Below are 20,655 nucleotides of genomic sequence, written 5' to 3'. Positions count from 1 at the left end.
CACACGTTCTACGTCACTTCCTCGTGCGACCTCCGTCCCATCCCACCCCGCCCGCCGGGCCCCAACCCTTAGACTCCCTCGCGTGACACCCCGGGGGCCGATTGGCAAGATGGCCCAGGCGGTCGGGAAGTGCGGTAACAGGAGGGAAGCGTCTCGTGAGCAGCAGGCCATCCCGAGGCGCTGCTCGCCTCGCAGCCATACTGGACGCGCTGCCGGACGCGTTGGTCCTGGTCAACGCCAACGGCACCGTGGTCAACGCGAACACCATCGCGCTGGAGGCGTTCGAGACGCCGGGCACCGCGCTGGTCGGGCGGGGACTGCTGGACCTGCTGCCGCAGTTCGACTCGCGGCTCATCCCCGGGTCCATGCGCCGCCCCGACCACATCGACCCGCGGGCGCGCACCAAGCCGACCCGGATGGTCGCGCGGCGCACCGACGGCAGCGAGTTCCCGGTCGAGGTGACCAGCGCCAACCTGGAGACCGGCCAGCAGGCCTACGACACCTACGGCTACACCGGCGACGAGCTGCTGATGCTCGTCGTCCGCGACCTCTCCGGCACCGTCGACACCGAGGCCGAGCTGGCCCGTTCGCAGCGGCAGACCGAGATGATCCTGCGGGCCGCCTCCGAGGGCGTCGTCGGCACCGACACCGACGGGCGGATCGTCCTCGTCAACCCGGCCGCCGCCCAGATCCTGGGCTACCGCGCCGGTGAACTGGGCGGGCGCGAGCTGCACACCCTCGTCCTGCACTCGCGCGCCGACGGCTCGCCGTTCCCGTACGACGAGTCCCCGCTCGCCGACACCCTGCGTTCCGGGCGCAAGCACCGGGTGCGCGGGCAGGTGCTGTTCGCCAAGAACGGCGACCAGTTGCCGGTCGACCTGACGACCGCGCCCGTGCGCGACGGCGACCAGCTCGTCGGCGCCGTGATGACCTTCACCGACCGGCGCCCCTACGACGCCCTCGTCAAGGAGCACGAGGAGGCGGAGCAGCGGCACGCCGGGGAACTGGAGCGGCTCGCCGAGGAACACGCCTCCGAACTGACCGCGCTGCGCCAGCGGCACGTCGCCGAGCTGGAGGAGCTGCGGGAGAAGCACGCGGAGGAGATCGCCGCGGACGCCGACCGCTACGCCGCCCTCGGTGAGCGGGAGAAGGACCGGTACGAGGCGCTCGCCGGCCGGCACGAGCAGCTGCTCACCCTTCTCGGCGACTCGCTGCGCGGGCCGCTGGACGAGCTGCGCCGGGAGCTGGCCGCGCTGGCGTCGGACGACGCGGGGCAGTTGTGGCCCGAGGCCAACCAGGTCCTGCACCACCTGTCGGCCGGCTACTCGCGCATCACCACCCTCATCGACAACGTCCTCGGCTACCAGCGCCTCGACGCCGGCACCGAACAGGTCGCCCGTACGAAGGTGATGCTCGACGCCGTCGTCGCCGCGGGTGTCGACGGGGCCGTGGAGCTGATCGGTCCGGGCCGGGTGCAGTTCGCCGTGCACGCGCCGCCGATCGAGGCCGAGGTCGACCCGCGCATGCTGGCCACCGCGCTCGCCCATCTCGTCGCGGACGTCGCGGGCGTCGACGCCACCGGCAACTCGCCCGTGTCGGCGACGGGCGGGTACCTGGACAACACCGTCGTGGTGGCGGCGGCGCAGCGCGGCGAGGTCGTGCGCATCGAGGTGCGCGGGCCGTACGCCGGCGGGGACCCGGTGCACGAGCCGATCGTGCGCGGGATCGTGCGGGCCCACGGTGGCGTGCTCCAGACGCACGAGGTGCCGGGCATGAGCGGCAGCGCGTTCGTGCTGGAGGTGCCGATCGGGGGCGGGGCCGGTGCGGTCGCGGCCCCGGGCACCGCGCCCGCCGGGGCGGCCCCCGCCGAGCCCGCCCTCCGTGCCGACGGCGTCGGTGCCGCGGGTGCGGACAACGCCGTGGCCGTGCGGGAGCCGGCTGCCGGGGGCGGGCGGCGGCGTGCGCGCCGGGCGTCCGTCGACGCTTTCCTGGAGAGCGAGGTCGCGGGAGCGCCGGGCGAGGGCGGTGCCGGCCCGGAGGCGGAGAACGCCGCGCCGACCGGGCGGCGCAGGCGGCGCGCGGCGCAGGCCGATCTTGCCAACCAGGCCCAGGGGCAGGGACAGGCACAGGGACAGGTACAGGGCACACAGGCCCAGGGGCAGGCCCAGGTGCAGGGGCAGGCCCAGGTGCAGGGTGCCGCTCCGGCTCCGCTTCCCGTGCCCGCGCAGGCGGGGCCCGGTGCAGGGACCGGGGCCAGTGGCACCGGGCGGCGGCGCGGGCGGCCCGCGGAGGCCCCGGGCACCGAGGTCGCCGGGGTCGCGCAGGGGGCGCCCGCCGGGGTGTCCGAGGGTGCCGTCGTCATGGCCGGCGAGCACGGCGGAGGCTCCGCGGCGTCCAACACCGGGCTGGGCGGCACCGTACCGCCGCAGGGTGTGCCCGCCTCGCCGGCCGGGCGCCGGGCCGGGCAGGACGGCGGGGAGCAGCACGCGCTGCCCCCGGCCCTGCCCGCGCAGGCCGGTGCGCCGGACCCCGGGGACCCGGCGCACACGGACCGGCCGACGGGGCGCCGACGCCGTGCCCTCGCCTCCGCGAACGAGCGTGCGGCGGCGCAGGAGGCCGCACCGCGCCAGGTGTTCGCGCTGCCGCCCGCCGACGCGGACCGTCCCTCCGACGGGACGGCTGAGACGGGGGCCGAAGCGCAGGGACCGGCCCGGACGCAGGGGCAGCCGGGCCGGGTTCCCGTGCCCGGTCCCGCCGCTCCCGGTGACGTCCTGCCCGACGACGGCCGCCACGACGCCGTACCGCACGACCAGGCCGACGACCACACGCCGCCGCAGCCGCACCCCGCCGAGGCGCCCACCGGACGCCGCCGCCGGGCCGGGACCCCGCGGCCGGCCGAGGGACCGGCGCAGCCCGCGCCCGTGCAGCCCGCCCCCGCGCAGGGCATCCCGGTGCAGGGGGCGCCGGCGCCGGTGCACGGAGCCCCGGTGCCGCCCCCGGCCGAGCCGCAGGTGCCCCGGCCGGCCGGCATCGGCACCGCGCTCCCCGACGCCCCGCACCTCGATGCCCCGCACCCCGGCACCGGGGCCCCCGCCGCCCCGGGCCGGCCCGCCCCCGCGCCGCAGCCGTGGCCCGCGGCCGGGGACGCCCAGGGCACCGGCGCCCCCGTACCGCCCGCCGCTGCCGCCGGGCCCGCGGCGGCACCCGGACCCGCGGCGGCCCCCGCGACGCCTCCCGCGCCCGCCGCCCCGGCCGTCCCCCGGAGTGTGCCCGCCACCACGCCGAGCCGGGGCACCCCGCTGCCGCCCGAGAACGCGCCCGCCCCGCGCGCGGCGCAGCCGCTGCCCGCCGAGGCGTCCGCGCCGGTCGACCCGAACTCGACGCAGGGACGGGCGATCAGCGTGCGCACCCTGGGCCAGGGCGTGCCGTTCAACCGGCAGGCGGTCCAGGTGCAGCAGCCGTCGGCGACGCCCGCCCCGCACCAGCCGGGCGGCGGTGGACGGCGCCGCAAGCTGGGCACGCCCCCCGACCCGGCCGCCGGCGGGGCGGCGCCGCAGGCCCGCCCGCACCCGGCCACGGAGCAGCCGCCCGGCGCGCAGCCCCCCGCCACGCCGCCGACCGCCGCGCAGCCGCAGAAGCAGACCCAGCCGCAGCCCGCGGAGCAGCCTCCCCTGGCCGGCGGTCAGGGACGGCTCGCGCCGGTCACCGAGGGCGCCGGGCGGTCGTACGCCATAGGGGCGCCGGACCGGGACGCCGCCGAGGGGCCCGAGCCGCTGGACGGGCCCGGCGGTGCCGTCGAGGTGGCCGACCCCCCGCGCCCGCAGCCGATGGACGACGAGCTGCCGCCGGAGCCGCTGGACAACCCGCGCCGGCTGCTGGTGTGGCCGGCGCCGGACGTGTCGACGCAGCAGGCGCTCAGCGACCGCGGCTACCGGCCGGTGATCGTGCACTCGCGCGAGGAGGTCGACGCGCAGATCGCGGCGTTCCCGGCCGCGCTGTTCGTGGACCCGCTGACCGGACCGATCACGCGTACGGCACTCCAGTCGCTGCGCCAGGCGGCGGTGGCGGCCGAGGTGCCGGTGCTGGTGACGGCCGGGCTCGGACAGGCCTCGCGGGACGCCGCCTACGGTGCCGATCCCGCCGTCCTGCTGAAGGCGCTCGCGCCCCGGGACAGCGAGCAGCACCCGCCGCGCGTGCTGCTGATCGAGGAGCACGCCGAGATCGCGCTGGCGCTGACCGCGGCGCTGGAGCGGCGCGGGATGCAGGTGGCGCGGGCGGCGAGCGACGCCGACGCGGTGACGCTGGCGGGCCAGTTCCGGCCGAACCTGGTCGTGATGGACCTGATGCGGGTGCAGCGGCGCCAGGAGGGCGCCGCCGGGATCGTCGACTGGCTGCGCGCCAACGGGCAGCTCAACCGCACCCCGCTGGTCGTCTACACCGCGGCCGTCGAGCACGACGACCTGCCGCGGCTGGCCTCGGGCGAGACGGTGCTGTTCCTGGCGGAGCGTTCCACCAGCGGTGAGGTGCAGTCCCGGATCGTCGAGCTGCTCTCGCGGATCGGGACCAACTGAGGCCCCGGCGGCCCGGTCCTACCGTTCGACGATCCGGCGGGCCGCCTCCTTGATGGAGGCGCGCAGGCGGTCGCCGTCGCCGTCCTCACCGCCGACGAGGATGCGCTTCATCTGGGGCACGACCACGGCCCAGTTGGCCATCGCGACCAGCAGGAACAGCAGGTCGGGCGCCGCGATGGCGCCGGTGATCACGCCGCGCTCCTGGCCGTCCCGCAACGCGGCGACCTTGCGGGCGTAGTGCGCCTGGCGTTCGGCCTCGTGGGGCAGCTCGGCCGTGCCGTACTCCATGCCCTCCCAGAAGAGCAGACGCAGCAGCTCGGGGTGGGCGGCGTGGTAGTCCAGCAGGCGGTCGATCCAGCCCTCGATGTCGTCCGGGTCGACGGGGACGGAGATCGCGAGGTCGAGCATCTTCTTCTCGAGCACGGACGCGAACAGCTCGCCCTTGTTGCCGTAGTAGGCGTAGATGAGCTGCTTGTTGGCCTTGGCCTCGGCCGCGATGCGGTCGATGCGCGCGCCGGCGATGCCGTGGCGGGCGAACTCCGCCACCGCCGCCTCGAAGATCCGGGCCTTGGTGGCCTCGGGGTCCCTTGCTGCCATGGGGCCAGGGTAGCGGGGGCGGGACGGTAACCAACTATTTGGTTGACAGGGTGCGGGAATGCGGGCCAGACTCCCGGGGTTAATTCCAACCAACCAGTTAGTTGCAAGTGTGCGCTCGAAGGAGTCGCTCGCCCATGCCGTCATCGCCCTCCGCCTCCGCCGCATCGCCGCAGACCGGTCTCCGGCGGACCGAGCCCGGGGACACGTCCGGGACCGCCGGTTCGTCCGGGACCGGTCCGTCCGAGGCCGGTCCGTCCGGGGCCGCCGGTCCGTCCGGGGCCGCCGGTCCGTCCGGGGCCGCCGCCCGGCTCTTCCTCCCCCTGATCGCCCTGTGCACCGCCGTCACGGCCGCCAACATCTACCTCGCGGCGCCGCTGCTCCCCCTCATCGCCCGCGACATGGGCTCCACGCCGTCGGCGGTCGCCTGGCTCGCCTCGGTCGCGCAGCTCGGATACGCGGCCGGCCTGCTCTTCTTCGCCCCGCTCGGAGACAGCGTGAACCGCCGCCGCCTGGTGGCCGTCCTCTCGCTGGTCGCCACGGGGGCGCTGCTCGCCGCCGCCGCGTCGGCCGGCACCGGCGCGCTCGCGGGCGCCGTCCTGGTCGCCTCGGCCGCGACCGTCGTCCCGCAACTGCTCGTCCCGCTGGTCGCCGAGCGCGCCCCGGCCGACCGCCGGGCCCGGCACGTCGCCGCCGTCATCGGAGGACTGTTCACCGGCATCGTCGCCGCCCGGGTGCTCGGCGGTCTCGCCGGGCAGGCCTTCGGCTGGCGCGCGGTGTTCGTGGGCGCCGCCGTGCTGACCGCCGTACTGGGACTCGCGACCGCGTACATCCTGCCCGTGGAGCGGCGCCTGCGGAGGGGCCCGCTGTTCGCGGGGCTCGTCGCGATACCGGGCCTGGTGCGCCGCTCGCCCGACCTGTGGCGGGCGTGCGTGCGCCAGGCGGGCATGTACGGCGCCTGGAGCGCGCTGTGGACCTCGCTCGCGCTGCTCCTCACGGAGGACGAGGGCTACGGCATGACCACGGCCGCGGCCGGCCTGTTCGGTCTGTTCGGGCTGGCGGCGAGTGTGGTCGCCCCGCTCGCCGGGGGCCTGGTCGACCGGTTCGGCGCCGCCAAGGTCGTACGGTCCGCGTACGCGCTGGCCGCCCTGTCGGTGCCGCTGTTCTGGCTCGGCGGGCAGGCCATGGCGGCCCTGTGCGCGGCCGCCGTCCTGGTGCACGCCGCCCTGGTCGCCTCGCACGTCGCCAACCAGACCCTCGCCCTGACCACCACCTCGGCCCCGGCCACCGCCAACACGGCCTACGTCGTCGCCGGCTTCGCGGGCGGCGCGCTCGCCTCGGCCCTCGCGGGGCCCGCGTTCGGCCACTGGGGCTGGGGCGGCGTGTGCGCGGTGGCGGGGGCGTGGCTGGCGCTGGGGTGGACGGCCACGGCCGTACGCCCGGCGCGGTGAGGACGCCGTACGCCTGACGCGGCGAGAACGCCGAACGCCTGATGCGGCGAGAACGCCGAACGCCTGATGCGGCGAGGACGGAGGCAGTGCCGGGCGGGGAGCCGTGGGGTCCGCCGCCCGGCACCACCGGGCGGGCACCGGGTCAGAGCCGGGTCACGTCGAGACCGCCGTCGGCGTACTGCCGGCGCAGCACCTTCTTGTCGAACTTGCCGACGCTCGTCTTCGGCACCGTCTCGATGACCGTCCAGCGTTCCGGCAGCTGCCACTTGGCGATCTTGCCGTCCTCGGCGAGGAAGGTGCGCAGGGCGGCGAAGTCGACGTCGGCGCCCTCCTTGAGGACGACGGTGGCCAGCGGGCGCTCGCCCCACTTGTCGTCGGGGACGGCGACCACCGCGGCCTCGGCGACGTCCGGGTGGGCCATCAGCGCGTTCTCCAGCTCGACGGAGGAGATCCACTCCCCGCCGGACTTGATGACGTCCTTGGCCCGGTCGGTGAGGGTGAGGAAGCCGTCCGGGGAGATCGTGCCGACGTCGCCCGTCTTCAGCCAGCCGTCCTCGCTGAACTTGTCCTCGGGACGCAGCGGCTCGGCACCGGGGCCGTTGTAGTAGGCGCCGGCGATCCAGTTGCCGCGCACCTCCAGCTCACCGGCGGACTCGCCGTCCCAGGGCAGGCGCTCGCCGCCGGGACCGGTGAGGCGGGCCTCGACACCGGCCGGGAAGCGGCCCTGGGTGAGGCGGTAGGCGAACTCCTGCTCCGTGCCGATCGCGTGGGCCGGCGGCCGGGCGACCGTGCCGAGCGGCGAGGTCTCCGTCATGCCCCAGGCGTGGTAGACCCGCATCCCGAGCGCGTCGAACGCCTCCATGAGGGAGGGCGGACAGGCGGAGCCGCCGATGGTGACCTGGGTGAGCGAGGAGACGTCGCGCGGCCTGGCCGTCAGCTCGGCGAGCAGACCCTGCCAGATGGTGGGGACGGCGGCGGCGTGGGTGGGCCGCTCGCCCTCGATCATCGCGGCGAGGGGCGCGGGCTGCAGGAAGCGGTCCGGCATCAGCATGTTGACGCCGGTCATGAAGGTGGCGTGCGGCAGCCCCCACGCGTTGACGTGGAACTGCGGGACCACGACCAGTGAGGTGTCCTCGTCGGTCAGCCCCATCGACTGGGCCATGTTGACCTGCATGGAGTGCAGGTAGATGGAGCGGTGGCTGTAGACCACGCCCTTGGGGTCGCCGGTGGTGCCGGAGGTGTAGCACATGGCCGCCGCGGCCCGCTCGTCCAGCTCGGGCCAGTCGTAGGCGGTGGGCTTCCCGGCGATCAGTTCCTCGTACTCGTGCACCTGGACGGCGGCCCCGTCCAGCGGCGAGCGGTCGCCCGGCCCGGTGACGACGACGTGCTCGACGGTCTTCAGGTGCGGCAGCAGCGGGGCGAGCAGCGGCAGCAGCGAACCGTTGGCGATCACGGTCCGGTCGGCGGCGTGGTTGATGATCCAGGCGAGCTGCTCGGCCGGTAGGCGGAGATTGAGGGTGTGCAGGACCGCGCCCATGGAGGGGATCGCGAAGTAGGCCTCGACGTGCTCGGCGTTGTTCCACATGAGGGTCGCCACGCGCTCGTCGTCGCCGACGCCCAGGTCCTCACGCAGGGCGTGCGCCAGTTGGGCGGCGCGGGCGCCGATCTCGGCGAAGGAGCGGCGGTGCGGCTCGTCCTCACCGGTCCAGGTGGTCACCTGCGAGCTGCCGTGGATGGCCGACCCGTGGGTCAGGATCCTCGATATCAGCAGCGGTACGTCCTGCATCGTGCTCAGCACGGTGTCCTCCCGGGGCGACATTGCCTACGCGGCGGTAAGGGTTGCGCTGATTCTGCGCACATACCGCGCGGTATGTCACTAGTCCCGGACGATCGATCACCGGGCGGGGACGGACACGCGATCCCACCCAGGGCTCACAGACCGGCTCAGGACCGGACAAACCCCAGCTCAGGGTCCTCGCGGAGCTTGCCGAGGGCCCGGGAGACCGCCGACTTCACGGTGCCCACGGAAACCCCCAGCACTTCGGCCGTCCGGGCCTCGCTGAGGTCCTCGTAGTACCTGAGGACGACCATCGCCCGCTGCCGCGCGGGCAGCTTCATGATCGCCCGCCACATCGCGTCGTGCAGGGCCTGCCGCTCCGCCGGGTCGTCGGCGCCGGACAGGGGCTCCGGCTCGGGCAGCTCGTCGCAGGCGAACTCGTCGACCTTCCGCTTGCGCCACTGCGAGGTCCGGGTGTTCACCAGCGCCCGGCGCACGTAACCGTCCAGGGCGCGATGGTCCTCGATGCGCTCCCAGGCCACGTACGTCTTGGTGAGCGCGGTCTGCAGCAGGTCCTCCGCGTCGCTCGGGTTCGCGGTGAGCGAGCGGGCGGTGCGCAGCAGCACCGGCTGGCGGGCCTCGACGTACGACGAGAACGACGGGTACGGGAAGGTCTGCGCCCTCGTGACGGCCGTGGCCAGGGCTGCGGCGGAGGCCGGGACCGGGGTCGACGCCGTGGCCATCGCCATGGCCGGCGCCGTGGCGGTGGCGGCGTTCGAAGCGCTGGTGCAGACAGGTGCGGTCATGGCTCAACGCTATGAGCGCGGGGCCCTCCGGCGGATCGGCCGCAGGTCCCGAAGCAGAGTCCCCCTCAGGTTGTAGGGGTGGTGGTGGCCCCACCTCCTGTAGGTGGAGTGGGTGAGGCGGCGTACTGCGGGTTGACCCTGAGGGCCCCGGGCCGGTCCCGCCCGGGAACGACGGGAACGCCCGCCGCGGGAACGGCGGGGGACTCCCGCCGGAGACACGGCGGGGACACACGGGGACATGCGGGGACACCCTGGGGAAAGCTGCGGGGGCTCCCGCCGAAGAAACGAAAACGTCCGGGCGACGGTACCGAAGCACCGCCGCCCGGACGCACTGCGACCCCATGAAGCACACCCGCACAAGGAACCGAGGGGCCGGCGCGGCAGCGCACCCGCGCCGGCCCCTCAGCTCACCACCACAGCGGGGAGAAGCTGACGGCCACGTTCTCGTTGCCCTGATTGATCGCCGTGAACGCGGAACCGTCGACCTGCGCGGTGTTGCTCTGGTTCGATGCCCCCGAGCCGACCGCCTGCTGCTGCGTGGTGGACGAGTTGCCGTTGTTGTCGTCGCCGACGCCGCTGCCGAGGATGCCGGCGTTGGCGCTGGCGGCGGTCGCACTCGATCCGTCGTCCGCGAAGGCGCCGTTGTCCGCCGTCGCGACCCCGCCGAAGAGCGCGACGGCGAGCGGGAGGGCGGCGACGGCGGCGACGACACGGGCGGTACGGATGCTTGCCATGTTGTTCCTCCAGAACAAGTGCGCACCGGCTTCAGCCGACAACGCGTGAAGTACGTGAACCGGGACTGGTGCCAAGGCAGTTGGCCGACCGCCTCGACGCTGTGCACGACGTCGCGTGATCAGAATTGCCCAACGGATCCCGGTGAACCACCCCGGAAGCACCGATTCGCTCTCAAGCGTGAGGACAAGTCGATAAACCCCTTTGCTTCCCTTCCGTACCATCCGGGCACACAGAGGACAGCCCCACCCCAAGCCCCACAAGAGGTGAAGCGTTCCGTCACTATTTCTCCCCGTCCGCCCCTCCCCGGCGTGTCACACCTCCACCTCTTCCCTTCATCGAACATACGTACGACCATAGACCCATGGCGACCACCGACCGGCGGGCCACGACGCTGGCCCTCGCCCACGCCCTGTCAGCCGCGGAACGCGGGCTGGCCGTCATCCCGCTGGCCCGCACCAAGCTCCCCGCGCTGCGCTCCCCGCACCGCGGCGCCCCGGCCCCCGGGCCCGTCCCCTGCCGCGGCGAGTGCGGCCGCTTCGGCCACGGTGTCCACGACGCCTCGACCGACCCGGCCCGCATCCGCGCCCTGTTCGCCGCCGCACCCTGGGCCACGGGGTACGGCATCGCCTGCGGTCTGCCGCCGCACCACCTGATCGGCGTCGACCTGGACGCGAGGCCCGGCGAGCCGGAGCCCGCCTCCTCGACCGCACTGCGCGAACTGGCCCTGCGCCACCTGTTCACGATCCCGCCCACGGTCGTCGTCCTCACCCCCGGCGGAGGCCGCCACCTCTGGCTCACCGGTCCGCCCGACACCGTCGTCCCCAACTCGGCCGGCCGCCTCGCCCCCGGCATCGACGTCCGGGGCGCCGGCGGCTACCTGGTCGGCCCCGGCTCCCGCACCCGCCACGGCACCTACACGCCCCTCCCCGGCACGGCCCACCTGGCTCCCGCGCCCTGCCCGCGGGCCCTCCTCCGCCTGCTGCTCCCGCCCCCCGTGCGGCGTGCCGGGGGCGGTGAGCCGGTGGCGGGCGGCCGGGGCCTGGTCCAGTTCGTCCTCGCCGCGCACGAGGGCCAGCGCAACACCCGCCTCTTCTGGGCGGCCTGCCGCGCCTACGAGAACGGCATCGGCCCGGCCCTGCTGACCCCGCTGCTGGAAGCCGCGCGCACCACCGGCCTGCCCGAACGCGAGGCCCGCGCGACGATCGCCTCGGCGGCCCGCATGACGACCCGGCGCCCCTGACGGAACCGGCCGCCCTGAACAGCTGCAGCCACCCGTGAGCACCGTCGCTCCCCAGACCGGCCGCGTCCGCCGCCGACAGCATCACGTGGCACTGCCCTTCGGACAAGGCCGTGCCTCATGTGCCAGTTGGTCACTGGCCGTCTGCCGGTCCCTTCCCATGCCAGGCGTAGACACGGACCGGGTCGAGGTGGAGTTCGTTCGGGCCCAGGCAGTCGGCCGCCCAGGTGGCCAGGCGGGAACCACAGCAACACGCCAGATTGGGGCCATGCGCACCAGTGGGCCCGCAGCACCCGAGCCAGTTGTTCCCCAGCGCGAAAGGTTCGAGGCGCGGCAAGACCTCGTCCGGGTGTACGACGAAGCTGTCACGCCGCCCGGCAGACACCGTGACGCCCGTACTGGCAACCCGCAGCAGCTCGCGCCCACCGCTGCGGACGAGGCGACGGGGCTCATCGATGACGACGAACGGGGCGCCCCACGGCTCGGGGTCGATGGCGTAATGCCCGTTGGGGACGGTGGAGCGAGCCCGACCGGTCTTCGCGTCCCTGCCATCGTCCGGGTCATCCACTCGCGGAACGGCCGGGAGCGCCACCAGGTCCCCGGTGAGGGCGATCCCGCACTTGACGCAGTAGAAGACGGTCACACACTGGGTTCTACCGCGGGCCGGGCCGGAACGTCCAAGGATTCGGGCAAGAAGGCGGCCCCCGGCCAGGTGCATGGTCAGGGGCCGTCCAATCGAGTCGCACGGCAGTCAAGCCGAAGGGGCACCCGCAGAGCCGTCGTCGGCGTCCGCTGGTCGCTGCAGTACGTCCGCCGGATGTGCGTGACGAGCACGGTCTTCTGACCGGACACACAGATCGGCCTCGTTGATACCGAACCGGGCAGCGATTCCGCATGGGTCGGCACTTTGGCGTCGGTCGTGCTCTCCCGGTCGCCCTGCCTGCCAACGGCCTTCACGTCCACACGGAACGACGACCATCGGGCTGCTCACGCGCCCGATCCGGCACGGACCTCCAACACGTCCTGCGGATCGGCAGTTGCTTCCCAAGTCGTATCAGCGACTGCTCCACGACGGCCCCCGACCGTAAAGCCTGGTCAGGGGCCGTCAAACACCGCGGTGGGTGTGGGATTTGAACCCACGGTGACTTGCGCCACGACGGTTTTCAAAACCTTTCGCTCGTCGGGCAGGTTGTGATCTCTTTCGCAGCTCAGAGGCTTGTGCGCTGCCAGATCCGGCCGTCGTCCTCGGCGGCGTGCCCGCTACGTGCCCCAGCACCTGATCGCATCTCTTGTCGTGCTCGGCGTACCTCTCCGATAGCGAACACCCCAGCCACGGCTATCGGGGCGCGCGGCTAGTTCGTCGACTTTCGGCCAGTGTCCGAGCACCTCAACTGACCGTGAGCGGGTCGTGACATGCTGCGGTTTGATCATCAGCGGCAGCGTTGCCTCGCTGCGGGTGGAAAGGGAGTTCATGCGCGCGCGGCGGTTTTGTTTCGTTGCACTTCTCGCCATTGGCCTTTCGGCCTGCAACTCACCGGCGGACAGAGGTCCGGCAGACGGGGTGCCGTCGGCTTCCTCCTCGAAGGGGCCCGCTGAAAAGGGGAAGCCGGAGCGCGTTCCGCATGATCCGCCAGAGTCGTTCACGGCTCGGGGAGCGGTGGCCCTGCCGCCGGAGGCGACGGCGGGCCGGACCAATCTGCTGGGCGATGTGCGTGACCTCGCGGTGGCCTTGCACCGTACGTCGGCGTATGTGGCTTCCGCCGGCCGGATGCAGACCGTGGACTTGACCACCGGAAAGGTGGTGGCGGTGGCGCGCCCGCGCGCGGAAGCCCTGGGCGAGGACGATGATGCGACCGCGCCGCTCGTGTCGGCCGACGGCTCCCTGGTAGTGACGCCGTTCGTCACCAGACAGCCTGGCGCCGGAACACAGGCTCCCTCGATGGAGCTTGAGGTCGTCGCCACCATGCCAGAAACAGGAAAGGCCGCCTGGAGCACACCGATCAAAATCCCGCGAGCATGGGCACAGAGGGACAGCTCCACGCCTGAGGCTCACGTGGTCGGCTTCGCGGGAGGCAATGTGATCGTGACCGTGCACACCGGCTATAACGCGATGACGGCCGGTATCGACATCGCCACCCACCAGGTGCGGTGGACAGCACAGAACATTCGGACGCGGGCCGTCACCGCGGAGGCCGCGGTAGGCGTCGACATTCTTGACGGACTCGGCCCCGACCAGCTGGCCGGTCTCGATCCGGCCACCGGCAAGGAGAAGTGGCGGACAGAGAAGTACATCGGTGACACCACCGTCGAATCTGCTGGCCCGTCCCTCGTCCGGGTGCGGGGCTACGCCGGCGACGAGGGCACGCGCTTCGACCGGCTCCTGAAGCCTGGCACCGGCAAGGTACAGGCGGACGTGCCCAAGGGCCTGGACAGTTTGAGCTGCCCGTTCGACCAGGCCAAGACTCTTGTCTGCACGTCTCAGAGCCTTCTCGTCGCCCTGGACTCCACCAGCGGCAAGGAACTCTGGCGGCTGGAGGACGGCCAGGCTGACGGCCGTTTCGCCCCCAAGGTCACAGCATGCTGGCACGGCAGGATCTACGCTCGGGCCTCGTCGAACACCGCGGTGGCCCTTGACGCCCGGACCGGCAAGGACAGGCCAGCCGGACTCGACGTAGCTCCGGTATTGGTAAACGAGTACCAGGGCCTGGTCCTGGTGGACGGTGAGCTCCTCGCCTACCCCACCGAGGGCTGAGTACCGCACAACAGGAAGATCACCCCTGGTCGGGTGGGTGGTGAAGGGGTGGGTGCTGATCGACTCGTCATAGACCGATAATGGACGGCGGCCGGCCACTGGCAGGTCTATCGCCGACGCAACGTGGCCGAGCGCTGTTTCCACCGGCCAAAGGCTCCGCGGTACCGCGACCAGATACGACAAGACCGCCACCTCCTACGAAGCAGCGGTCAGTCTGGCGGCATTCCTGCTCTGGGCGAGATCCGTTTGAAGACGGACTCTAGATCACGTCTGAGCAGGCACCGCAGCGGAGCCGTCGTCATTGTCTTCGCTGCCGCTGAGCCAGGAGTCCGCCGCTTCGGCGACCTGGTCATCACGACCGGCGACCGGCCGGGCATAGTGCCGGGTCGTGATGCTCGCGTTCGAATGGCCGAGTCGATGGGCAGCGGTCATCACGCCGTACCGATCGGCGATCCAAGTGCCGTGAGAGGCACGCAGATCATGCGGAGTGACATCGGTCAGGCCAGCAGCCGAGACAGAAGGATCGAAGTACGCCTTGCGCCACTGGTTGTAGCGCAGGGGCTTGCCGCCAGGGGTCGTGAAGAGGAGCGCGTCATCCCCTCCGGGCAAAGTCTCCAAGTGCCGGCCGAGCCGCTTGGCAAGGGACGCGCCCACTCGGAGGAGGCGCTTCTGATGCGACTTGGGAGTGTCGAAGACCAGCGCGCCGTTCGCCTCGGCCAGGTTCTCGTCGACCAGGACGAAGCCGCCGGACACGTCGACGTCCACGCGCCGCAGGGCGAACGCCTCGCCCACCCGAAGCCCCGCGTACGCGAGGAGCGCGATCAGCAGGTCATGCGGCTTGGTCGCGCCCTTGACGATCCGCGACGCTTCCAGTGATGTGAGGATGTGCGGCTCGGTCTGCGGCATCCGAGGCAGCCTTACGCCCCTGCACGGCGTCTGCGGGATCATGTCGTTGTCGACGGCAGAGCGCATGATCTGCGACAGCACGCGGTACGCCTGCCAACGCCGCCGCCCCTGCACTCCGTATCCGTAGCCGGAGTCGTCGTGGCGCGAAGACGGCCGCCTCCTGGCCATCCGCCGAGCCGACAACGGCACCTGGGAACTCCCCGGCGGCGTACTCGAACTCAACGAAACCCCAGAAGCCGGCGTAGCCCGCGAAGTCTGGGAAGAGACAGGCATCCACGTCGAGGTCGACGAACTCACCGGCGTCTACAAGAACACCACCCGAGGCATCGTCGCCCTGGTCTTCCGCTGCAAGCCCTCCGGCGGCACCGAACGCACCTCAAGCGAGTCCACAGCCGTCTCCCTGGCTCACACCCGACGAGGTCAACGACCGCATGTCCGAGGTCTACGCGATCAGACTCATGGACGCCCTGGACGGCAACGGCCCCCACGTACGAAGCCACGACGGCAAGCACCTCATCCCAGCGGGATAAGACTTTCCCTACTTCATCAAGGCCCGCGCACGGCGCGGGCGCGCGCCGCCTCAACGGCGCGGCCCGCCTCCTGTCTTCGCCCCGGCTGGCCGCGCCCGGCGGCGCGCTATGTGCAACGGGCAGAAGCGTGGAAGTCACCCGCGAGTCAAAGAAGTGCCTCCGGCGGGGGCGCTCAGGCTCCGAGATGGCGGGGGCGCCGCTGGCGAGTGCCAGGCCGAGTGTGGCGGGCGCGGGGAGCTCCCATCCCGTCTGCCGTCGACCCAGGCAGAGCCGAGCAGACACGGCTCCTGGCGTCCAGGTCGTTCGTACAGTGGCGCGCTCCACCTGGACGCCAGGAGCCGCGCCCGCTCCACGGTGTGTGGGTCGACGGCAGACGGGATGGGAGCTGAGGAGGGCGGTGGGTCGAGGAGCGGATGCAAGCCTAATGCAGTCCTCAATATGAAATACCCATGCTGGGCACACCACAAAGAGACCGGACAGAATGTCCGGGTCTGGCTTAGTGATCTTGCGTGGGTCTAGGTGCCAGGTGAGGTCGCGCCTATCAGCTGAAGCAACTCCCTTCCCCATTGGCTGATTCGGATCTCATGCGCGCCAGCCAGGCGAAGAGCGCTTTCCAAATTCTCTTGCGTGACGCTTTGAGCGCGTTTGGTTCCGCAGTAGCCGCACAGGGCAACTCCGAGGATCAGTAGGAAGTCTCGCCCTCGAAAGTAGGGTTTTGATCCCCTCGGGCATACTGGCTCGCATGTCAAGGGACGCACGCCCAGGGCGTGGTCTACGAGTTCCTGCAGTGTCGGCACATCAGGACTATCACTCGACTTCTCATGCAGGGCGTTGCAATAAGGGCGGATCTTCAGCGTCATCGTCTTCCTGTCGATTTTGCTAGACAGGTCGACCTTGTCGAACGCCAAACCCCACCTATTCTCGGCGTTAGCTCGACGCAAACGTGTTATCGGCTCCAAGATGGCCATGAGCTGAAGGGTAACCTTCTGCACCCCACCAAGCTTGTCCATCTTGTCGCAACTGCCGATTTCGAGGAGGAGATCAACTCCCGCCTTGGATACGGCGAGCATCGCCTCCATGTCGGCGTTTTCATATGGGTGTATCGAGCGTAGTCTCTGTTCAGCCATTGCGACCTCATCATCAAAGTCGCGATCCACGACACATGCAAATTTGCCCTGGGCCCACTCCTCTAGCTTTTCAGCCGCTTCTAGGGCCAAGCTGCGGGTGGTAGCCGGGAAATAGGCTATATCACAGTCTTGGAACGCCCTTTGGAGGATTCGAGTATCGCTCGGCCCTTCTACGATCAGCAATGGGCGCTGGTCGCGCTGCCGGTGTAGACGGATTCTATCTGCTAGTCGATCGAAGTCCCTGAGCGACGGAGAAGCTGCCACGCTAAACCTCGCTATCCAGGTCCTCGTCTGTATCCATCTCGGCTAGATCCGTATCTGGGATTCTAGGAGCTTCAATCTCCCGAACGATATCCCAATTGCCATTGATAATTGCACTCGAATGAGTGGCGAGAACAATTTGCAGTTCCGACAATCTGGCGACTTCGCTAATGTCATCCAAGAATGAGTGCTTCCATGCCGCGTGCATCGAAATTTCGGGCTCGTCGATCAGAACGAGGGACCCGCCGCGTGCAGAGAAGAGCAACATACTGAAAACAGCGAGGAGGTGCTGCTCACCCGAGGAGAGCGCATGAACTGCGACGGGCCGACCATTGATCTTAGAGCGGAACCTGATCTGGCCTTTCGGGCTCAGGAACATCTCTTTGCCGATGAACTTGGTTTCAACAATTCGGCGCAGAGATTTCAGTTTTTCGTGGATCGGGAGGAGAGGTTGAAGTTTGCGCTCCCAGTCGTCCAAGAAGACGTTGAGGATTCGCCGCTCAGTAGGTGTGGTCTTCTCCTCAGGGAAGCGGACATCGACGGGGCGGACGCTCAGCCCACTTGCATGCAACTCGGCATGCTGGTCTGCGATCCTCTGGTACCTATCCTTCAGATCCTTCTCATTAATTGTCGTCCGGGCTTTCTGCAAGACACGAGCGGCGAACGATTGATCGGCGTCTAGAGACTCATTTAGGGAACGGCGACGCGCTTCCTCTAGATGGGCAGCGACTTGGTCGATATACAGTCGAATTCGTCGTACGGTAGCGCCCGGACCGCTGGTTGCCGGACGATGTCCTTTGCCTGCATAGATTGGGACGGCATCAAGGCGTTGGGTGTCTACGAGGATTGATCTTGCATCCTGATAGACCTCAATCATCGACGCATTATTTTGAACGAAGGAGAGGGGGGATGTATTAATCCGGAGTCCCCATCGCCGTGCTGTCTCGCGAGACATTAGGCGGTCTAGGCGTGTGTCAAACCAGCTGCCGTCAGGCAGTTTAACGGCCCAATCTGGGCCCTCAGATCCCTCCATGCGGCCGGAATACGGAAGTATGATTGCCTGAAACTTCCGCGCCAGCGGCCGCTTGACGTAAAGGTGAAACCCTGCCAGTTCACCGCTTTCAAAGTGCGGCGAAATTTTTAGTGCAAACTTATCAGAGAAGCGAACCTCGATCTCTTTGAATTCTACAGATGCGAGAGTTTCGAGGTCGAGGGAGATGAGTGCATGAAGAAGCCTCAAGAAATGGGTCTTGCCGATACCGTTGGGCCCCGAAATGATGGTGATGGGAGATCCCTTGGTGAATTCGACGTCATGGTCAACGTAGCCGAACAAGCCAGTGATCTTGACTCCAGAAATCGAACGCACTGCGGTTCCCCATCCCAGCCCGTGTCAGTTGCATGGATGCTATCCCACACGTCCACATGCGTGACGTGGTTTCACTTAAGATCCTGTCCTCATTGACTGGTCGGCCATCAGGCGCGCGTCCGGTCCGATCGCTAGGGCTCGGTGAAGGGACCCCGTACAGCTGGGTTTGCCCCTGAACGCCACGGGCCCTCCTGCGGCTCTCACCATGTCTTGCCCAGGGAGGGCGGAGCCCTCCACCTGCGGTGACGTCGCCACAGACTCCGTTGGCTTGGGCCGTCTCTGGGCCGTCTGCGGAGGGCCTGCGACGACCAATGACGACCACCGCACATGGCTGAGCGCCCAGGTCACACAAATGGATCTGCGACACTGGTACGGCCATGCCTAAGCCCGGAGAACTGAGTTGACATGCGCTGATCCCGCGCACCGGGTGAGTGTCTACTGCGTGACAATGCCGACGAACAACGGCGGACGAGCTCGGACGTCTGCGGACCATCAACGCAGGTCAAGGGCACATCCTCCCAAGAAAGCACCCGTCCCGAAGTTGCTTCGGGACGAAGAGGTCGCGTCCTTTTAGCTGATGGAAGCCGAGGGCGGATCCTGGGCCGTCCCGGCCGTCCACGGTCACCCCGACACTGACCGGCAACGACAGAAGCCCACGGCATCTGAACTGTTCAGATGCCGTGGGCTCCTTCAGTCCCGCTGGTCAGCGGAGCCGGTGATCAGTAGACGGGCTTCTGAGCGCTGACAGGAGGGCCACCCCAGGGACGCCGCCTTGACCGTGCCCTTTAGGGCTGGAGTTCGCTCACCGCCAGGAGATGACCGCGGCTGATTGCCACGCGGACCACGTCTCGTAGGGCTCGGGTCACTTCGGTCAGCATGAGCCGCAGGTCATCGCGGCCGGCGTGCTGGTCGCCGAGGACTCCCGGGGCCCGCTCCAGAAGATCGGTTGCCATCCCAAGCTGTACCGATTCGATGTTGTCCGCCAAGCGGGACATGTAACCGCCGCTGTCATCGGTGCTCAGGTAGCAGGGCTTGCCGTCCGGGCCCGACCACGGGAGGAGTCGTAGTTCATTCTGCGGCGTCATCTGTGCGCCTGCCTTTCTTCGATCACGTGGTGGGTGCTGAAGACGGCGTCGACACGATCCCCAGGGAACACCAGTAGTGCCGCCTCAATGACTCGCCCGGTGTTGTCTGCTGCAACGCGGGTGATCGCGAGGACGGCCAAGGCTGTGTTGATCCGCAGGGTCGACGCCTCATCCGGCGTTGGGAGACGGGCGGACACCGTCTCGTGCACCTCGGCCGGTGGCGGGTCCGGCGCAGAGAAACTGCCTTCCGCCCACACACTTGAGGACCGGTTGCTGAGCGCCGTGGTCGGTGTCAGGTCTCGCGGTACGTAGACACGGGCCAGGCTGTGTGGAGACTCTCCCTCGTAGCTGAGTCGGAGGAATTCGGTCAGTGGGCTTCCGTCGTCCACCTTCAGCAGCGCTGTCAGGTGCCCCCGGGCGGGCAGTGCCGTGGTGCGGACTGTCGCGCGCAGGTCCACGTCTGCGGCAGTCCGAGGATCCATCGTGCCCCACCCACCGACGTACGTGATCTTGCGCAGAGGGCGGCGTACGAAGTTGCCCTTGCCGTGGATCTTCTCGACGAGGCCTTCTCCCTGGAGAAGGGCGAGAGCACTTCGCAGTGTCGCCGTGCTGACCTTGTACCGGTCCGCTAGGGCGGACTCAGACGGGAGGCGATCACCAGGCCCGAGGCGGCCGGTCGTGATCTGGCGTCTCAGGTCGTCGGCGACGACGAGGCGGCGAGACGTCATGGACTGCGTCACCGCCTTCTCGTCATCCGCACGGCAACGAGCCGGGTCCGCCCGTTTATGGTCAGCAGCTCTCCCGACTCGAACAGGAGTTGCTTCGCGCCCTGGGGCAGCTGGAAGAGGTCGCTCACCCGGCATGCCCGCCCACCGACTTGGATGATGTCGCCCCGCAGAACGGTGGCCGCCGTGACCTCGACGTTGGATACCAACGCACCCCCAGGGGCCCAGTTCCTCACCGCTTCACCGCCGGTCGCGTGGAGTGGTCCGGCGCGGGGTGGCACGGGCAGGCGCACGTCTCGTAGATCACCGGCAGGTCGACCGGCGTAGGAGATGGCGATGCTTCCGCGCAGGCTGCGTGAGTGCCGACCCGGCATGCGGTCGACCGGTAGGCAGCAGCCGCGGTTTCCGAAACGTGGATGCGTTGACGAGGAGGCATCAGCGAACACCTGCCAGGACCGAGAACGCCTCGGCCGACAGTCGCGGCGCCACGATCACCGAGCGCTGGCGTGCACGTTGTCGCTCCCAGGCCAGCACGTACGGACGGACGAGCGCGTTGTCCTCGCCCAGGAGCAGGTGAAGGCGGTCAGCGGTGTCCGGCATCCAGTCCGGGGCGGCCGGCGGTTCTACGGCGAGCGCGGGAGGCGTCGTCACAGCCGTTCGGGACGGTGTTAAGGCTCGGCGGTGCCTGCCCTTGGGGCAGTGCCGCGCTCTGGCGAGCGAGACGGCACGGCG

At 70.0% G+C, this 20,655-nt stretch carries 15 protein-coding genes and 2 pseudogenes; 5 read left to right on the top strand and 12 right to left on the bottom strand.

Annotated elements, in window-relative coordinates; genetic code table 11:
• Positions 1–155: 155 nt before the first annotated feature.
• The gene (locus tag Sdi02f_RS19280) at positions 156–4,571 is read left to right on the top strand and encodes a hybrid sensor histidine kinase/response regulator (RefSeq protein ID WP_108933725.1); all 4,416 of its coding nucleotides are present in this window, start codon (positions 156–158) and stop codon (positions 4,569–4,571) included.
• Between the two features lie 18 nt (positions 4,572–4,589).
• Here Sdi02f_RS19280 and Sdi02f_RS19275 read toward each other — a convergent pair whose 3' ends face one another.
• Complete coding sequence (locus tag Sdi02f_RS19275) at positions 4,590–5,168, bottom strand: TetR/AcrR family transcriptional regulator (protein ID WP_031084750.1); 579 nt, start codon at positions 5,166–5,168, stop codon at positions 4,590–4,592.
• 134 nt (positions 5,169–5,302) lie between these two features.
• Between Sdi02f_RS19275 and Sdi02f_RS19270 the strand changes: the two genes are divergently transcribed.
• A complete protein-coding gene (locus Sdi02f_RS19270; RefSeq protein WP_108933724.1) occupies positions 5,303–6,616 on the top strand; it encodes an MFS transporter in 1,314 nt (437 codons plus the stop codon).
• A 142-nt stretch (positions 6,617–6,758) separates the two neighbouring features.
• Here the strand turns inward: Sdi02f_RS19270 and Sdi02f_RS19265 are convergent, their stop codons facing one another.
• The 3 genes from Sdi02f_RS19265 to Sdi02f_RS19250 form a co-directional block, all read right to left on the bottom strand.
• A complete protein-coding gene (locus tag Sdi02f_RS19265) occupies positions 6,759–8,435 on the bottom strand; it encodes a long-chain fatty acid--CoA ligase (protein ID WP_030403161.1) in 1,677 nt (558 codons plus the stop codon).
• A 125-nt stretch (positions 8,436–8,560) separates the two neighbouring features.
• Positions 8,561–9,199: a SigE family RNA polymerase sigma factor gene (locus tag Sdi02f_RS19260; RefSeq protein ID WP_030403160.1), complete on the bottom strand. Its 639-nt coding sequence runs from the start codon at positions 9,197–9,199 to the stop codon at positions 8,561–8,563.
• Between the two features lie 407 nt (positions 9,200–9,606).
• Positions 9,607–9,933, bottom strand: a complete 327-nt coding sequence (locus Sdi02f_RS19250) for a hypothetical protein (protein ID WP_030403159.1) — start codon at positions 9,931–9,933, stop codon at positions 9,607–9,609.
• A 362-nt stretch (positions 9,934–10,295) separates the two neighbouring features.
• Between Sdi02f_RS19250 and Sdi02f_RS19245 the strand changes: the two genes are divergently transcribed.
• Positions 10,296–11,174: a bifunctional DNA primase/polymerase gene (locus Sdi02f_RS19245; protein WP_031185101.1), complete on the top strand. Its 879-nt coding sequence runs from the start codon at positions 10,296–10,298 to the stop codon at positions 11,172–11,174.
• 130 nt (positions 11,175–11,304) lie between these two features.
• Here Sdi02f_RS19245 and Sdi02f_RS19240 read toward each other — a convergent pair whose 3' ends face one another.
• A complete protein-coding gene (locus tag Sdi02f_RS19240; RefSeq protein WP_108933723.1) occupies positions 11,305–11,814 on the bottom strand; it encodes a hypothetical protein in 510 nt (169 codons plus the stop codon).
• A 780-nt stretch (positions 11,815–12,594) separates the two neighbouring features.
• Here Sdi02f_RS19240 and Sdi02f_RS19230 point away from each other — a divergent pair.
• Positions 12,595–13,923 carry an outer membrane protein assembly factor BamB family protein gene (locus tag Sdi02f_RS19230; protein ID WP_167458203.1) on the top strand — a complete coding sequence of 443 codons (1,329 nt, stop codon included), beginning with the start codon at positions 12,595–12,597 and terminating at the stop codon, positions 13,921–13,923.
• 264 nt (positions 13,924–14,187) lie between these two features.
• On the opposite strand, the pseudogene Sdi02f_RS19225 reads toward Sdi02f_RS19230, so the two are convergent.
• Positions 14,188–14,931 (bottom strand): annotated as a pseudogene (locus Sdi02f_RS19225) (tyrosine-type recombinase/integrase); the annotation flags it as partial.
• Here Sdi02f_RS19225 and Sdi02f_RS19220 point away from each other — a divergent pair.
• Positions 14,920–15,359 (top strand): annotated as a pseudogene (locus Sdi02f_RS19220) (NUDIX hydrolase). The pseudogenes Sdi02f_RS19225 and Sdi02f_RS19220 overlap by 12 nt on opposite strands.
• Positions 15,360–15,874: 515 nt before the next feature.
• Here the strand turns inward: Sdi02f_RS19220 and Sdi02f_RS35670 are convergent.
• The 6 genes from Sdi02f_RS35670 to Sdi02f_RS19190 form a co-directional block, all read right to left on the bottom strand.
• Complete coding sequence (locus Sdi02f_RS35670) at positions 15,875–16,576, bottom strand: hypothetical protein (RefSeq protein WP_159107662.1); 702 nt, start codon at positions 16,574–16,576, stop codon at positions 15,875–15,877.
• A gap of 175 nt (positions 16,577–16,751) precedes the next feature.
• Positions 16,752–18,080, bottom strand: coding sequence for an AAA family ATPase (locus Sdi02f_RS19215; RefSeq protein WP_159107661.1), 1,329 nt, complete (start codon positions 18,078–18,080; stop codon positions 16,752–16,754).
• An 818-nt stretch (positions 18,081–18,898) separates the two neighbouring features.
• Positions 18,899–19,198: a hypothetical protein gene (locus Sdi02f_RS19210; RefSeq protein ID WP_108933720.1), complete on the bottom strand. Its 300-nt coding sequence runs from the start codon at positions 19,196–19,198 to the stop codon at positions 18,899–18,901.
• Positions 19,195–19,926 (bottom strand): GntR family transcriptional regulator, encoded by a 732-nt coding sequence (locus tag Sdi02f_RS19205; protein WP_108933778.1) that lies wholly within the window; start codon positions 19,924–19,926, stop codon positions 19,195–19,197. The genes Sdi02f_RS19210 and Sdi02f_RS19205 overlap by 4 nt, the downstream gene beginning before the upstream one ends.
• Before the next feature lie 8 nt (positions 19,927–19,934).
• Positions 19,935–20,159 carry a hypothetical protein gene (locus Sdi02f_RS36490; RefSeq protein WP_087790310.1) on the bottom strand — a complete coding sequence of 75 codons (225 nt, stop codon included), beginning with the start codon at positions 20,157–20,159 and terminating at the stop codon, positions 19,935–19,937.
• A 199-nt stretch (positions 20,160–20,358) separates the two neighbouring features.
• The gene (locus tag Sdi02f_RS19190; protein WP_245962223.1) at positions 20,359–20,574 is read right to left on the bottom strand and encodes a hypothetical protein; all 216 of its coding nucleotides are present in this window, start codon (positions 20,572–20,574) and stop codon (positions 20,359–20,361) included.
• Between the last annotated feature and the right edge of the window lie 81 nt (positions 20,575–20,655).

Origin of the sequence: Streptomyces ardesiacus, assembly GCF_003112575.1 — a bacterium.
GTDB lineage: Bacteria > Actinomycetota > Actinomycetes > Streptomycetales > Streptomycetaceae > Streptomyces > Streptomyces ardesiacus.
The sequence above is the reverse complement of the archived record's forward strand: the minus strand, read 5'-3'. Positions and strand labels throughout refer to the sequence as shown.